The sequence below is a fragment of the Escherichia sp. MR genome, assembly GCF_005280595.1.
In the GTDB taxonomy this organism is placed as follows: domain Bacteria; phylum Pseudomonadota; class Gammaproteobacteria; order Enterobacterales; family Enterobacteriaceae; genus Escherichia; species Escherichia ruysiae.
Genome location: NZ_SZVK01000027.1, coordinates 26,776 through 42,070 on the forward strand (window position 1 = coordinate 26,776; position 15,295 = coordinate 42,070).

Annotated in this window: 16 protein-coding genes; 5 read left to right on the forward strand and 11 right to left on the reverse strand. The window is 53.1% G+C overall.

The features are described from left to right. The first annotated feature begins 54 nt into the window (after positions 1 to 54). From FC814_RS13050 to topB, 3 genes are all read left to right on the forward strand, one after another. A complete protein-coding gene (locus FC814_RS13050; RefSeq protein ID WP_137326035.1) occupies positions 55 to 606 on the forward strand; it encodes an NAD(P)H nitroreductase in 552 nt (183 codons plus the stop codon). 116 nt (positions 607 to 722) lie between these two features. Beyond that, the gene (gene selD, locus FC814_RS13055; RefSeq protein ID WP_010345861.1) at positions 723 to 1,766 is read left to right on the forward strand and encodes a selenide, water dikinase SelD; all 1,044 of its coding nucleotides are present in this window, start codon (positions 723 to 725) and stop codon (positions 1,764 to 1,766) included. Between the two features lie 4 nt (positions 1,767 to 1,770). Next, positions 1,771 to 3,726 carry a DNA topoisomerase III gene (topB, locus tag FC814_RS13060; protein ID WP_137326036.1) on the forward strand — a complete coding sequence of 652 codons (1,956 nt, stop codon included), beginning with the start codon at positions 1,771 to 1,773 and terminating at the stop codon, positions 3,724 to 3,726. 72 nt (positions 3,727 to 3,798) lie between these two features. On the opposite strand, the gene gdhA is transcribed toward topB, so the two are convergent. After that, a complete protein-coding gene (gene gdhA, locus FC814_RS13065) occupies positions 3,799 to 5,142 on the reverse strand; it encodes an NADP-specific glutamate dehydrogenase (RefSeq protein WP_137326037.1) in 1,344 nt (447 codons plus the stop codon). Positions 5,143 to 5,464: 322 nt separating this feature from the next. Here gdhA and FC814_RS13070 point away from each other — a divergent pair, with 322 nt between their 5' ends. After that, positions 5,465 to 5,737, forward strand: a complete 273-nt coding sequence (locus FC814_RS13070) for a YnjH family protein (protein WP_000091758.1) — start codon at positions 5,465 to 5,467, stop codon at positions 5,735 to 5,737. On the opposite strand, the gene nudG is transcribed toward FC814_RS13070, so the two are convergent. Then, positions 5,697 to 6,110, reverse strand: coding sequence for a CTP pyrophosphohydrolase (gene nudG, locus FC814_RS13075; RefSeq protein ID WP_137326038.1), 414 nt, complete (start codon positions 6,108 to 6,110; stop codon positions 5,697 to 5,699). The two genes, FC814_RS13070 and nudG, sit on opposite strands and share 41 nt — an antisense overlap. An 86-nt stretch (positions 6,111 to 6,196) precedes the next feature. Between nudG and FC814_RS13080 the strand changes: the two genes are divergently transcribed. After that, the gene (locus FC814_RS13080; protein WP_000886996.1) at positions 6,197 to 6,817 is read left to right on the forward strand and encodes a CDP-alcohol phosphatidyltransferase family protein; all 621 of its coding nucleotides are present in this window, start codon (positions 6,197 to 6,199) and stop codon (positions 6,815 to 6,817) included. An 8-nt stretch (positions 6,818 to 6,825) separates the two neighbouring features. Here the strand turns inward: FC814_RS13080 and ynjE are convergent, their stop codons facing one another. The 9 genes from ynjE to xthA form a co-directional block, all read right to left on the reverse strand. Continuing rightward, a complete protein-coding gene (gene ynjE, locus FC814_RS13085; protein WP_010345866.1) occupies positions 6,826 to 8,133 on the reverse strand; it encodes a thiosulfate sulfurtransferase YnjE in 1,308 nt (435 codons plus the stop codon). A gap of 66 nt (positions 8,134 to 8,199) precedes the next feature. Continuing rightward, a complete protein-coding gene (locus FC814_RS13090) occupies positions 8,200 to 8,853 on the reverse strand; it encodes an ATP-binding cassette domain-containing protein (RefSeq protein ID WP_085460653.1) in 654 nt (217 codons plus the stop codon). Then, the gene (locus tag FC814_RS13095; RefSeq protein ID WP_000224949.1) at positions 8,853 to 10,388 is read right to left on the reverse strand and encodes an ABC transporter permease subunit; all 1,536 of its coding nucleotides are present in this window, start codon (positions 10,386 to 10,388) and stop codon (positions 8,853 to 8,855) included. Before FC814_RS13095 ends, FC814_RS13090 begins: the two co-directional genes overlap by 1 nt. Then, positions 10,361 to 11,527: an ABC transporter substrate-binding protein gene (locus FC814_RS13100; protein ID WP_137326046.1), complete on the reverse strand. Its 1,167-nt coding sequence runs from the start codon at positions 11,525 to 11,527 to the stop codon at positions 10,361 to 10,363. Before FC814_RS13100 ends, FC814_RS13095 begins: the two co-directional genes overlap by 28 nt. Before the next feature lie 9 nt (positions 11,528 to 11,536). After that, entirely contained in the window at positions 11,537 to 12,085 is a 549-nt protein-coding gene (locus FC814_RS13105) for a carboxymuconolactone decarboxylase family protein (protein ID WP_137326039.1), read from the reverse strand. Then, positions 12,085 to 12,792, reverse strand: a complete 708-nt coding sequence (locus tag FC814_RS13110) for a TVP38/TMEM64 family protein (protein ID WP_000977122.1) — start codon at positions 12,790 to 12,792, stop codon at positions 12,085 to 12,087. Before FC814_RS13110 ends, FC814_RS13105 begins: the two co-directional genes overlap by 1 nt. A gap of 14 nt (positions 12,793 to 12,806) precedes the next feature. Continuing rightward, the gene (gene ydjY / locus FC814_RS13115; RefSeq protein ID WP_137326040.1) at positions 12,807 to 13,484 is read right to left on the reverse strand and encodes a lipoprotein YdjY; all 678 of its coding nucleotides are present in this window, start codon (positions 13,482 to 13,484) and stop codon (positions 12,807 to 12,809) included. Between the two features lie 4 nt (positions 13,485 to 13,488). Next, on the reverse strand, positions 13,489 to 14,199 hold the full coding sequence (locus FC814_RS13120) for a TVP38/TMEM64 family protein (protein WP_024212352.1): 711 nt from the start codon (positions 14,197 to 14,199) through the stop codon (positions 13,489 to 13,491). A gap of 166 nt (positions 14,200 to 14,365) precedes the next feature. After that, positions 14,366 to 15,172 (reverse strand): exodeoxyribonuclease III, encoded by an 807-nt coding sequence (gene xthA / locus FC814_RS13125; protein ID WP_137326041.1) that lies wholly within the window; start codon positions 15,170 to 15,172, stop codon positions 14,366 to 14,368. Between the last annotated feature and the right edge of the window lie 123 nt (positions 15,173 to 15,295).

A 15,295-nucleotide genomic window follows, 5' to 3' on the forward strand; every position in this document is an offset into this window, starting at 1 on the left:
AAATCCACTCTCGTGTTAATTTTGTGAATAAACATCATGACAGGAGTTAATCAAATGGATGCACTCGAACTATTGATCAACCGCCGTAGCGCCTCCCGTCTGGCTGAGCCAGCGCCAACGGGTGAGCAACTGCAAAATATCCTGCGCGCGGGTATGCGTGCGCCAGACCATAAATCCATACAACCGTGGCATTTCTTTGTGATTGAAGGGGAAGGGCGTGAGCGTTTCAGTGCCGTTCTGGAGCAGGGGGCGATTGCTGCCGGTAACGATGAAAAAGCAATCGACAAAGCGCGTAATGCGCCGTTCCGGGCGCCGCTCATCATAACGGTGGTGGCGAAATGCGAAGAAAATCATAAAGTCCCGCGCTGGGAGCAGGAAATGTCGGCGGGTTGCGCGGTTATGGCAATGCAAATGGCGGCGGTTGCCCAGGGCTTTGGCGGCATCTGGCGCAGTGGCGCATTAACTGAAAGCCCGGTGGTGCGTGACGCATTCGGCTGTCGCGAGCAGGATAAAATTGTCGGATTTCTCTATCTCGGTACGCCACAACTGAAAGCGTCAACGTCGATAAACATTCCGGACCCGACACCGTTTGTGACTTATTTTTGATAAAAACGGCAAAACTGTGTGGATTGTGAGCAAAGGCGCAGTAATTCAGACACTCTCACTTATCACTTCACGGAATGAGGGTTACCATACCCGGATTGCATTGACAGGAGATGTCCATGAGCGAGAACTCGATTCGTTTGACCCAATACAGCCACGGAGCCGGTTGCGGCTGTAAAATTTCCCCAAAAGTGCTGGAAACCATCCTGCACAGCGAACAGGCGAAGTTTGTTGATCCGAATTTGCTTGTGGGTAACGAAACCCGCGACGATGCGGCGGTATACGATCTGGGCAATGGCACCAGCGTTATCAGCACCACCGACTTCTTTATGCCGATCGTTGATAACCCTTTCGATTTTGGCCGCATTGCCGCGACTAACGCCATCAGCGATATCTTCGCGATGGGCGGAAAACCGATTATGGCAATTGCGATCCTCGGCTGGCCGATTAACAAACTGTCCCCGGAAATTGCCCGCGAAGTCACCGAAGGTGGTCGCTACGCATGTCGTCAGGCGGGTATTGCGCTGGCTGGCGGTCACTCCATCGACGCGCCGGAACCGATTTTCGGTCTGGCGGTCACGGGGATCGTTCCAACTGAGCGGGTGAAGAAAAACAGTACCGCACAAGCCGGATGTAAACTGTTCCTGACGAAACCGTTGGGGATTGGCGTTCTTACCACTGCGGAGAAAAAATCACTGCTGAAACCGGAACATCAGGGGCTGGCGACGGAAGTGATGTGCCGGATGAACATCGCAGGCGCGTCCTTTGCCAACATCGAAGGCGTAAAAGCGATGACTGACGTGACTGGTTTTGGTCTGCTGGGGCATTTGAGCGAAATGTGTCAGGGCGCAGGCGTACAGGCACGTGTCGACTATGACGCGATCCCGAAACTGCCTGGCGTGGAAGAGTACATTAAGCTGGGTGCAGTACCTGGCGGCACCGAACGCAACTTTGCCAGCTATGGTCATCTGATGGGTGAAATGCCGCGTGAAGTGCGCGATCTGCTGTGCGATCCGCAAACCTCCGGCGGTCTGCTGCTGGCGGTGATGCCAGAGGCTGAAAACGAAGTAAAAGCTACCGCTGCCGAATTTGGTATCGAACTGACGGCGATTGGCGAACTGGTGCCTGCGCGCGCTGGTCGTGCCATGGTTGAGATCCGTTAATTCAATGCGGTTATTTATTGCCGAAAAACCGAGTCTGGCGCGCGCTATTGCTGATGTCTTGCCCAAACCGCACCGTAAAGGCGATGGCTTTATCGAGTGCGGTAACGGTCAGGTGGTGACCTGGTGTATTGGTCACCTGCTTGAGCAGGCGCAGCCAGACGCCTACGACAGTCGCTATGCGCGCTGGAATCTTGCGGATTTGCCGATTGTCCCGGAAAAGTGGCAATTACAGCCCCGACCCTCCGTGACCAAACAACTTAATGTCATCAAACGCTTTTTGCATGAAGCCAGCGAAATCGTTCATGCCGGGGACCCGGATCGTGAAGGGCAATTGCTGGTGGATGAAGTGCTGGACTATCTGCAACTGGCACCGGAAAAGCGCCAGCAGGTGCAGCGTTGCTTGATCAACGACCTGAACCCGCAGGCGGTTGAACGGGCGATCGATCGTCTTCGTTCCAATAGCGAGTTTGTACCGCTATGCGTTTCTGCGCTGGCGCGAGCGCGTGCCGACTGGCTGTATGGCATCAATATGACCCGCGCGTACACCATTCTCGGTCGCAATGCGGGTTATCAGGGCGTACTTTCCGTTGGACGCGTGCAGACGCCAGTGCTCGGGCTGGTGGTGCGCCGCGACGAAGAAATTGAAAACTTCGTGGCGAAAGATTTCTTTGAGGTCAAAGCGCATATCGTGACGCCTGCCGATGAGCGATTTACCGCTATCTGGCAACCGAGCGAAGCGTGTGAGCCGTACCAGGATGAAGAAGGGCGCTTGCTGCATCGTCCACTGGCGGAGCATGTGGTTAACCGCATCAGCGGTCAACCGGCGATTGTCACCAATTATAACGATAAACGGGAATCAGAATCCGCGCCGTTGCCGTTTTCACTTTCGGCGTTGCAGATTGAAGCAGCAAAACGCTTTGGTCTGAGTGCGCAGAACGTACTTGATATCTGCCAGAAGCTGTACGAAACGCACAAACTGATCACTTATCCGCGTTCCGATTGTCGTTATTTGCCGGAAGAACATTTTGCCGGACGTCAGGCGGTAATGAATGCCATCAGCGTTCATGCGCCGGGCTTGTTACCGCAGCCGGTGGTTGATCCAGATTTACGCAATCGCTGCTGGGATGACAAAAAGGTCGATGCGCACCACGCCATCATCCCGACCGCGCGGAGTTCTGCCATCAACCTGACGGAGAACGAAGCGAAGGTCTATAACCTGATTGCCCGTCAGTATTTGATGCAGTTCTGTCCGGATGCGGTGTTCCGCAAATGTGTTATCGAACTGGACATTGCCAAAGGCAAATTTGTCGCTAAAGCCCGTTTTCTTGCTGAAGCAGGCTGGCGCACGCTGTTAGGCAGCAAAGAGCGTGATGAAGAAAACGATGGTACACCGCTGCCGGTGGTAGCGAAAGGCGATGAGTTATTGTGTGAAAAAGGTGAAGTGGTAGAGCGGCAAACTCAGCCACCACGTCATTTCACCGATGCAACGCTGCTTTCAGCGATGACCGGGATCGCGCGCTTTGTGCAGGACAAAGATCTGAAAAAAATCCTTCGTGCGACCGATGGACTGGGGACGGAAGCAACTCGTGCCGGGATTATTGAACTGCTGTTCAAGCGTGGTTTCCTGACCAAAAAAGGGCGCTATATCCACTCCACCGACGCCGGAAAAGCGTTATTCCATTCGCTGCCAGAGATGGCAACGCGACCGGACATGACGGCACACTGGGAATCGGTGCTGACGCAAATCAGCGAAAAGCAGTGTCGCTACCAGGACTTTATGCAGCCGCTGGTGGGGACGCTTTACCAATTGATTGATCAGGCAAAACGTACGCCGGTGCGGCAGTTTCGCGGCATAGTGGCACCGGGTAGTGGAGAAGAGAAGAAAAAGGCTTCACCACGCAAGCGAGCGGTGAAAAAAAGCCCGCCATCAGAAGACGCGGGCAGTGGAGCGATAACATAAAGGTCTGATGCAGTAGATTTTTGTAGGCCGGATGAGGCGTCCACGCCGCATCCGGCGCAAACGCCTGATGACTTAAATTACGCCCTGCGCCAGCATCGCATCGGCAACCTTCACAAAGCCTGCAATATTCGCGCCCTGCACGTAGTTGGTTTGCTCACCTTCACCACCGTGTTCAACACAGGCATGGTGGATATCCAGCATAATATGGTGCAAACGCGCATCAACTTTCTCGGCTTTCCAGCCCAGACGTGCAGCGTTTTGCGCCATTTCCAGCCCCGATGTCGCGACGCCGCCAGCATTAGCCGCTTTGCCCGGTGCAAACAGTACGCCTGCCTGCTGGAACAGTTCAGTCGCTTCGATGGTAGTTGGCATATTTGCCCCTTCCGCCACCGCTTTAACACCATTAGCGATAAGCTGGTGCGCGGCATCTACATCCAGTTCGTTCTGGGTCGCGCATGGCAGGGCGATATCCACCGGCACAGACCACGGCTGTTGGCCTTCGAGATAGACCAGGCCAAATTCTTTGGCGTAATCTGCCACGCGACCATCGCGGCTGGCTTTGATTTCGATAAGACGCGCCAGTTTCTCTTTCGTGAATCCGCTTTCATCAACCACGGTGCCGCTGGAATCTGATGCGGTAACCACGCGAGCGCCAAATTCCATCGCTTTTTCGATAGCGTACTGGGCGACGTTGCCGGAGCCAGAAACGGAAACGCGCATTCCTTCAAAACCCATACCGTGGCGTCTCAGCATCGCTTCAGTGAAATAAACCAGACCGTAACCGGTCGCTTCCGGGCGAATCAGACTGCCGCCAAAAGATAGCCCCTTGCCGGTGAAGACGCAGGCGGTATTGTTGGAGAGCTTTTTCATCATCCCCGCCATAAAGCCGACTTCACGACCACCAACGCCGATATCGCCCGCCGGAACGTCGGTATCTGCACCCAGATGACGGTACAGTTCGGTCATGAGCGCCTGGCAGAAACGCATCACTTCGCCTTCACTTTTCCCTTTTGGATCGAAATCACTGCCGCCTTTACCGCCGCCCATCGGCAGGGTAGTCAGGGCATTTTTAAAGGTTTGTTCGAAGCCGAGGAATTTAAGAATGGAGAGGTTTACGGACGGATGGAAACGCATACCGCCTTTATACGGGCCGATGGCGGAGCTGAACTGGACACGCCAGGCACGGTTAACTTGTACCTGATTGCGATCATCAACCCACACCACGCGAAACTGGATCACGCGCTCCGGTTCAACCAGGCGCTCCAGTAACGACATCTGGCGATATTTTGGATTTTGTTCAAGAAAAGGCCAGAGAGTGGTCATTACTTCACGAACGGCTTGCGCGAACTCGGTTTGATTCGGGTCGCGCTTTTGGACATGGTTGAGGAATGACTCCAGAGAATATGTCTGAACCATAGATATAAAACCCTTATATATTAATACGATTGTGCTTATGTTGTTTATGTCATGTGCTTTTGCAGTTTTTGACTATACCATCAAGAATGTGACGGTAAGCAAGAAAAAAATGACACCGGAAAGCAAATTAATAATGTGTGGTAGTTATAAAAGTCACCTAATGTCAGGTGCGTTTTATCAGACCTGAAAAAACGGGCGCATTTTCAAGAGTGGAGCGTAGGCGGATAAGGCGTTCACGCCGCATCCGGCTACCAGATGCTAAAGTTTTTCCGCCTGGTAACCGTTATCAGTACCAGAGGCAACGAAAAATAAGGAGTTTCCTGTGAGTCGAACATTACTCGCCGTAGCGTTGGTATTTCCATTATTTGCGCTGGCTAACCCGCAATACCGTCCGGATGTGGAAGTGAATGTGCCGTCGGAGGTGTTTAGTTCTGGCGGGAAATCGGCGCAGCCCTGTAACCAGTGCTGCGTTTATCAGGATCAAAATTATTCGGAGGGCGCAGTGATTAAAGCGGAGGGGATACTGCTGCAATGCCAGCGGGATGACAAAACCATTAGCACCAATCCGCTGGTCTGGCGGCGCGTAAAGCCATAAACGCATGAAGTAGTGGAATATCAGCAGGAGCCAGCGGATATTGCAATGCTTCCTCTGGCAGACACCAGACCAGCGCCTGATGTTCGTGTGCCTGTAACGTACCGTGGAAGTCCGGTACGTGCCAGGCATGAAGATGGATAATCCGGCCAGACACTTCCCGCTGATGGCTGGCAACATATTCACCAACCGTTGCGTCAATGCCCAGTTCTTCGCGCAATTCCCGTACCAGCGCCTGTGGCTGACTTTCAGCCGCCTCGACTTTGCCACCGGCAAACTCCCATAACCCCGCCTGATCGCTATGGGCGGGGCGTTGTGCGAGTAAAATTTTGCCATCCCTTTCGATAATGGCAGCAACAACTTCAATCATTTTCATAAATTACCCACGGTCGAATACCGGAAAAATGTCATAATATCCGCAGTGTTGCCCGATCAGAAGGGCTTTATATGTAAGGAGTACCTGTGTTAGACCGCCATCTTCATCCGCGAATTAAACCGTTGTTGCATCAGTGTGTGCGGGTTCTTGATAGACCCGGTATAACGCCAGATGGTTTAACGTTAGTGGGGTTTGCCATCGGCGTGCTGGCCTTGCCGTTTCTGGCACTGGGATGGTATCTGGCGGCGCTGATTGCCATTTTGCTCAACAGGTTGCTTGATGGACTGGACGGCGCGCTGGCGAGGCGCAGAGGGTTAACTGACGCAGGCGGTTTTCTTGATATTTCTCTCGATTTTCTCTTTTACGCGCTGGTGCCGTTCGGGTTTATTCTCGCCGCACCAGAACAAAACGCGCTGGCCGGAGGCTGGCTGTTGTTTGCGTTTATCGGCACGGGCAGCAGTTTTCTCGCATTTGCTGCGCTGGCGGCGAAACATCAGATTGATAACCCCGGTTATGCGCACAAATCGTTTTACTATCTGGGCGGGTTGACTGAAGGCAGCGAGACGATTTTGCTGTTTGTTTTAAGTTGTCTCTTTCCGGCGTATTTCCCGTGGTTGGCGTGGGTATTTGGCGCGCTGTGCTGGATGACAACATTTACGCGAGTGTGGAGTGGGTATCTGACGCTGAAGTCGCTTCAGCGTCAGTAATTGCCGTGTTATTTGCTACTGTCCGGGGCGCGTTCACCGGTTGCTACCGGATTTTTCGGATCGCTGCTCCATTCATACCAGCCGCCGTCGTAAACGGAGACATTTTTCCAGCCCATTGCGCGCGCATACATAAAGGTTTCTGAGGCGCGCCAGCCGGTGCCGCAATAGAACGAGACTTGTTGATCTGGCCGGATATTCCATTCTTTCCACATTGCCGCGACGTCATCCGCAGTACGCATGGTACCGTCCGGGTTATGGAAATCTTCCATATGCGTTGAGTCGCTGCCCGCATGACCCCAACGAGCACCTGGGATATCACCTTTTGGCTTGATGTAGTCATAGCCGCTGGTGGTGCCAATAAATTCAGCCCATGAACGAACGCTTACCAGTGAAGCATCCTGACGATGCAGCAGTCCACGTGCCTGCTCCATATCGAGCATCAGTTGCGGTTGCGCCGGGATCTTCACGCCGAAGTCAGGTTCCGGCTTCACTTTCGGTGGCGTACCGCGCTCAACGGGCAGCCCCGCATCGGACCAGGTTTGCCAGCCGCCGTCCAGAAGGCGTACATCTTTCACGCCTGCGTACAGCATAATCTGCGCCACACGTGCTGCTGCGTAAACGTCTCGCCCGTACAGAATGACCGTGGTGTCATGGCGAATGCCGTGTTTTGCCAGCATCGCTTTCAGTTGCTCATCGGAAACTTTGTTCCACAGCGGTTCGCTTTCAACTTCGTTGGTATCGATGTAGTCAGCGCCGGGAATATGGCTGATAAGGTAAAACTTTGGTGCGCCCCAGGCTGCTTCAATGACTTTCCAGTCACCGGCAGGTTTTGCCGTAACCTCTTTACCTTGTTGCAGGTCATGCAGCCATTGCGGATAAACCAGTTGCTCAAAGTGCGGCAATTTTTGCAGGCGGGAAGGTTCGCTTAGCGCGTCACTCAGGATGGAGATATGCGTAAAGCCTGCTTTTTGCAGTCGCGTTTTGACGGCTTCGACGTCTTTAGTATTACCGTATAACGCCACTGGCGTATCGGTTTTCAGGTTATGCTGCTTGATCCACTCGTTGAGCTGTTCGGCGCTCATTTTGTCGAGCCAACTTGCAGAAAGGTTTAAGGCGGCAGGTTCATGACCGGAAGGGCCATTTAAAGTTTGTGGCCAGCCGTTATAAAACGCGCTGGGGCGAGTATCTATCGCTTTGCCATTTTGTTGTTGAAGCTGGTCAAGAGTAAGAGGCTTCGCCAGTTCAGCGGCCCACGAAGAAGCGCAAGCCAGCCCTAAAGCCATTGCCAGCGCGGTCATTTGAGAAACACGTTTCATCGAAAATCCCGACATTGTAGTTTTGAGTGCGCCATTCTGAACTGATGTATTGAGAAAAACTTTGCGTTATCGCAGTTTGTTGTAATTTTCTGACCACTGCGCCATATCCAGAACAGAACTATCAGGAGGAACATCCTGGAGATCGTGAGTTACCTGAACGACGGGGATCGCCAGGGCGCGAACTTCGCTGAACACCCACTGGCGAAAATTATCGCGCAGAGCCACATCAAGACGGCTGAACGGTTCATCGAGTAATAATGCTTTGGGTTGGGCGAGAAGGGCGCGTAGCAGAGCTACCCGTGCCCGCTGACCACCAGACAGAGTTGTCGGATCCTGATGGAAAGTATCACCAAGTCCCGCACGCTCAAGCGCATCATTCACGGCATTGCGCCTTGCAACACCTTTTAGTGTCGCCGGTAGCGCCAGCAGCAAATTTTGCCCGACGCTGAACTGGTCAAATAGCAGCGCATCCTGGAAAAGGATACCAATCTGGCGCTGTGCAGTCGGCAGGCTATCGAGGCGTTGCTCATTGAGCCAAAGCTCACCTGTACAAGAAAACTGCCCGGACAGCGCGCCAATCATCCAGGAAAACAGCGTAGATTTCCCACAGCCAGACGGCCCCATTAACGTGACAATGTCACCTTTAGTGACCGTAAAGTTGACGTCCTTTAGTAAGCAGGTTCCTGGCAAACGTAGCGAAACATCTTTCACGCAGAGCATTAGCGGAGTCCTTGTCTGACATAACCTACCCATTTTGCAAGCAGGGCGGTCAGGGCAAAAATAATAAGCGGTAATAGCAGTTGCCATAAAGCCTGGGTGGCGAGAATACCGTTGCTGCCGCCGCTGCTTAACGCCACCGCTTCTGTCGTCAGCGTCGGGAAACGTCCCGCACCGAGCCACAGCGTCGGCATATATTGCGCAATACTCACTGAAAATCCGACAGCGAATGCAATTAGCGCAGGGCGTAGCATAAGAGGACATTTCACGTAAAAGAAGATTTTGGCACGCGACCAGCCTAGCGTCTGCGCAATTAAAATTAACCGTGAGTCAATACGCCGCCAGGCAGGTTGCAGGATAAACAGCATCCACGGCATCACCCACAACAGATGCCCCCAGACCACCGCCGTCCAGCTACCATCCAGATTCAACCATAATGCCAGCGTGTACTGGCCTGCCACTAATGGCAGTGCCGGTAATAAAATGGGCAACAATAACCACAACTGGCGACGCTGTGGCCCCCATTCCAGCCATAGCAGTAACAGGATCAAAGCGATGAACGTCGCTACCAGTCCCATCGTCAGGCTATTGAGCAGCGCCACGTGATTGTTAGTCGACTGATCTGCGAGGATCGCCAGCAGAACCACACAGAGCACACCGGTTAAGGGTAAAAACCACGCCAGCGTATAGCCGGGCAGTAAAGGCGCAGCCGGCTTGCGAACGCCATCTTCACGGGGAATGGTGTGCCGCCAGGTGCGCCATAACAGATAGCCCAGCAAAACACAGGCGGCGAGTAACAGCATCAGCAGCAGGCTGGCGAGCGCGCCTTTCATTTGTTGATCGGTGTCGCCCTGGGTTAACCACTGCCAGCTTATTACTGCCAGCGTCGGTGGATTACCTGGCCCGAGGATAATTGCCACATCCACGACCGACAGCGTCCATGCGACAATTGCCAGCATCGCCATTGCCAGCGCAGGAGCGGCGGAGGGCAACAGCAGCCAGTTCAGGGATTGCCAGCGGCTGTAGCCCAGTGAATCCATCACTATAACCTGCTGTAGCAGCCGTTTTTCACTTAGCGCGGCTGACAAGATCCATAGCAGAAATGCGCTTTCTTTCACCGCCAGAGTGAAACCCAGCCCAATACCCAATTTGTCCATTGGTGGAGTGAAATACGGGAAATAGTCGTAAAGCAGGCCGCCGTCAGCAAAGAGCAGAAGGGCGCTGGTGGCAAAAGCCACGTGGGGAATGGCGAGCAGCCACGGCAGACGGGCGCACATACGCAGCCATTTTGCGCCAGGCCACAGCGCCACAATCACCAGCAGGGCAATCAACAGCGCCCCGACCGCCGCGATAGTCGTCGAAACCAGCGTCGCCAGTAATGCCTGCGGTAACTGCGGGTCGGCAAATAACGCCTGCCAGTGCGTCAGCGACAAGGCTGGCGCTATCAGCGTGAAAGCAGCCGGGATCAGCGGTGCATAAATCACCGCCACCATCGCCCACAGCAGAAAGATTAATGCGTACCGTAACGGCGTAGCCATTCTTGTTCCAGCGCATTTACCCAACCCGCGTGCGGTTCAGCCAGTACCGGTGGCAGCTCCTGCGGCATTCTTGATTGCAATGTTTCACGCTGCGTGTCAGGCAGTTTTTGTGGATCGAGAACCGAAGGATCGCCCCAGATAGCAGGATCTGCTTTACGCAGTTGCGCATCGGGTGAGAGCAGGAAGTTGGCGACAACTTTCGCCGCAGCACTGGCATTCGCGTTGGCAGGAATGGTGACGAAATGCACGTTGCCAATCATCCCCTCGCTAAAGCCGAAGCTGTAACTGCTTGCTGGCAAATCGTCGCTGGCTATTTTTTGTTGGGCATGAGCGGGGTTAAAGGTTAGCGACAGGCGCAATGTACCGGCTTTTAGCAGGGCATCCATCCGTGCAGGCGAGGGCGGAAAATCCTTTCCTTCGCGCCACAAATACGGATGCAGTGCATCAAGATATTGCCACAAGGGCGCAGTGATCCGGGCGAAAGTCGCATCGTCCGGCGCTTCTTTTAATGCGGCGGGATCGGGCGTCAGCATAATCAGCAACTGTTCCAGAAACGCCGTGCCTGTGAAGTCTGGTGGGCGCGGATAAGTAACCGTGCCGGGATTGGCTTTGGCAAACTCCAGCAATGCTTGCGGCGTTTGTGGTGGCTGTGGCGTAACATCGCGGCGGGCGATAAACGTCAGTTGTGCGCCACCCCACGGAGATTCTGCACCTTCGACAGGTACAGAAAAATCTTCCCGTACCGGCAGTTGCGTATCGACGTAATGCCAGTTGGGTAGAGTCTCCGCCCAGCCCGTTTGTAATAAATTGGCCTCTTTTAAGGTGCGGAAGTTTTCGCCGTTCACCCAGAGCAGATCCACCGAACCGCCTGTTTTGCGCCCGGCTGCGGCTTCGGTCTGAATGCGTTTTACTGCGTCTGCGGCATCCGCCAGACGGACAATCTTCAGGTTTATAGCGTAATGGGTTTTCATCTCGCCGCTAACCCAGTCGAGATAGCGGTTAATTGCGGTATCGCCGCCCCAGGCGTTAAACCAGACGGTTTGCCCTTTGGCGTCGTTTTTGATTTCCTGCCAGTCACTGGCATGTGTTGCCAAAGAAAACAGCGATAACAATCCCAGCAACCACACACAATGGCGCATCATCTCTCCTTAAGAACGTTTTTCAGGAATACGGCACAGCCCCTGAGCGGGAATGTCCATGGCAGAGTTAAAACGGGCTGACATATTTTGCAGGCCGATCAATGCTGTCAGCTCGGTGAGCGCCTGAGCGTCAAAATGGGCAGCCAGTCGGGTACGCAGGGCATCATCGACCGTTGGCGGTGTAACGCTCGCGGCTTCGGCGTATTCCAGCGCCAGCCGCTCCTCATCGCTGAACAGCGGGCTTTGCCGCCAGTCAGCCACCGCCAGCAGTTTGTCAGTGCTGCCGGTACGCTCCGCGACTTTCATACTGGTGATATCTACGCAAAATTCACACAGACACATTTGTGCAATGCGTGCGCTGACAAGCGATCGCACCACCGGATCGAGCGGTGAGCGTTTGCGCTCCAGCCAGCCGACAAACATCGACACCAGATAAAAGATAAACGGAATTCGCCCCCACCAGCGAATAGGACTTAGCACCTCGCCATAATGGCGACGATGCAGCCACGCCAGCGGACGTAAAATCAAAGGAATTTTGCTAAGCGGCGGTAAACCCATCAGGCATTCCTCTTCTGGCGTTCAAGCCATATTTTTTTCGCCATAAATATCACCACGGTCAGGGCAAACAGAATAAACAGCCCGGTGACAAACCAGAATGTGCCTCCCGTTAACATGCTGCCCGCCCAGGAATAGACGATGGTTGCGGGTAGCTGACCAAGCCCGGTGGCGATAAAAAACGAGCGAAAACGTATTGAAGTCAATCCGGCAGCATAGCTGATAGGATCGAAAGGGACAAAAGGCAATAACCGACATACCAGGATGGTGTGTTTGCCGTAGCGAGTAAAAAAGCCGTCCATGCTGTTAAGCACGGTTTTGCCGGTTAACTTTTCCACCACTTCGCGGCCCATCACTCTGGCGATAAAAAAGCACAGCGCCGCGCCCGCCATCGAACTGGTCCAAGACAGCAAGCCGCCCCAGAATGCGCCAAACAGCGACGCATTGGCAAAGGTTATCAAAAACGCAGGCAGCGGCGCGGCAATGGCCTGTAAGATCATCAGGAAGAACGAGACCACAGCCGCTTGTGTGCCGTAAGACTGAATAAAGCGTTCTATACCCTGTTGATCGACGGCGGCAAACGCCGCAACGCTGCGATTGATAAACTCATGGACGCCAGGAAGCAGCGCCCATGCCAGCAGCGAAGCGATCAACAGGATGATGATGGTGGCACGGTAGTACCAGATTTTACGCGATTGCATTTTCATCATCCTTTATCCTGGTTTTATTCGGCGATTTTAAAGGTAACCGTTGCCAGCGTGTTATCTGCCGGGAGAATCGACGCATTACCTTTGAATTGCACTTCACCGCGTTTTTCCACTGCCCCATAAGTGTATGTCGCATTGCTGACGATACCGACCGGGCAGCTATCGAGACACACCAGGCAGCCAGTTTTCTTCTCTTCTGCCGCTGCTAAATTACCGCCAAAGCGCATGTCCAGTTTCTTGCCATTGCTATCGACAATCACCTCATCGAAGGAATACGCTTTTGCCGCCCCTTGCCAGTTGACCGAAATATCCAGTTTGCTGCCCGCCACATGGGTCGTTTCTTTATTATCCATCGTCATGTTTTCGCCCGGCGTGCCACCGGCCTGTTTCAGGGCTTCATAAAATGCTTTCGGGGTCGCATAACCCATAAACAGCGATTTATGTCCGTTGGAGCCATCTTTAAACACAATGCCGTGGCGGGTATCGTCTATCAGAAAACGGCCATTAATTTGCACTAACATGGTGACCGTATGGTTATTGGCATCGACACGCAGTGGCTGGCTGGCGGAAAGCCCGTCGTATTCCACTTTTGCTCCGGTGTTCTCTTTTTGATCGCAGCCACTAAGCCCTGCGGCTGCCAGTAAACACAGTGCAGCCAGTCCTTTTTTCCATGACGCTGAATAATGTTGCAACATCGTTCTATCCTTCATTTTTGGGGTGAGTTAGTGGGCTGCGGCGCGAAGCAGACAGATCCACGTGTTTGTGTCGGGCGTAGAGTCTGGCGAACTGGACGAGAATAAACAGCGCCAGTCCTGCCAGACAGAGTTTTAAAATAAAGCGCAGCGTAATGCCTTCACTGGCGAGATCGCTTGCCATTACGGTATAAATTACTATTCCGGGCAGAGTAGTTAATGCCGAAATAAGGGTATAAGGCCAGAAGGAGATGGCGGTTAATCCATAAGCATAATTTTGAATATTGTAAGGAAATAGCGGGATTAAGCGGGTCAAAATAAGAAAATCGATACCGTTACGCGTAATACCTTTTTCTATGGCCTGGAAAGTGTGGCTATGACCAACGTATTTCAGCAGTAAATCACGCCCCAGCCAGCGCGCCAACAGGAAGGAGCATGATGAGGCCAGCGTGGCGGCAATTAGTGAAAGAAACGTCCCTAAGAGCGGGCCAAAGACTATTCCACCGGCGATCACCAGTATGCTACCCGGCAACAGAAAGAGGGTGGCGATGATGAATAACAGAATATAGAGGCTATAACCGAAAAATCCGCTCTGGCGAATGAGCGCCTGTAAGTGAGGTAAATCGATGAGCAGATCGAATAAACCGAAAGTATGGATAGCGTAAATGACCAGCGCAAAAATAATACAGGCAAAAAGAAATTTACGCTCAGCGTTCATCGTGGAGTTTCCTATATCAAACTTGATAATAGAGAAGTGGTCAGACAACTAAAAACGCAGTGACGGTATAACAAAGGACGGCAGGCAACAAATCATTACTGACAGTTTGTTGATTTTTCTCAAGGTTAATTCTCCTGACCCAGAGCGAGTCAGGAGAACAGAGAAATTAGCGGCGGAAGGCCGCCCACACCGGGGCGTGATCTGACGGTTTTTCCATACTGCGGATTTCATAATCAATGCCGGTTTCTACGCAGCATTCCGCCAACGGCTGGCTGGCGAGCAGCAGGTCAATGCGCAGACCACGGTTATCATCAAAACCTTTTGAGCGGTAATCAAACCACGAGAAGCGATCTGCCGTTTCCGGGTTCGCATGGCGGAAAGTATCCACCAGACCCCAGTTAATCAGTCTCTCCATCCATTCGCGTTCTTCCGGCAGGAAAGAGCATTTACCGGTACGCAGCCAGCGTTTGCGGTTCTCTTCACCAATGCCGATATCGAGGTCGGTGGGGCTGATATTCATATCGCCCATAATCAGCACCGGATTGTCACGCTTGAGTTCGGTTTCCAGGTAGTTTTGCAGGTTCTGATAGAACTGCGCTTTCGCCGGGAATTTAATCGGATGGTCACGGCTTTCGCCCTGCGGGAAGTAACCGTTGATTACGGTGACATTACCCAGCGGCGAGGGAATTTCCGCCATAATAATTCGTCGTTGAGCCTCTTCGCCGTCGCCGGGGAAGCCGCGACGCACAGTAATCGGCGTCTCTTTGGTCAGCAGCGCCACGCCATAATGGCCTTTCTGCCCGTGGTAAAAGACGTTGTAGCCAAGCTTTGCCACTTGTTCGAGCGGAAACATATCATCATGAACTTTTGTCTCCTGCAGACCAATAACATCCGGTTGGTGCTTTTCGACGATGGCTTCAAGCTGGTGTGGTCTGGCGCGCAGACCGTTGATATTAAAAGAGACAAATTTCATAGTCGCTGCCATTTATTCAGATAAAGAGTGCGTGGATGTTAGCAGAAATTCGCCGCGCTTACTGCCTGTTGTTAAGTGATTTGATCGATGGTTGTTAATGATGCCAACGATGGCGCAAAAAAT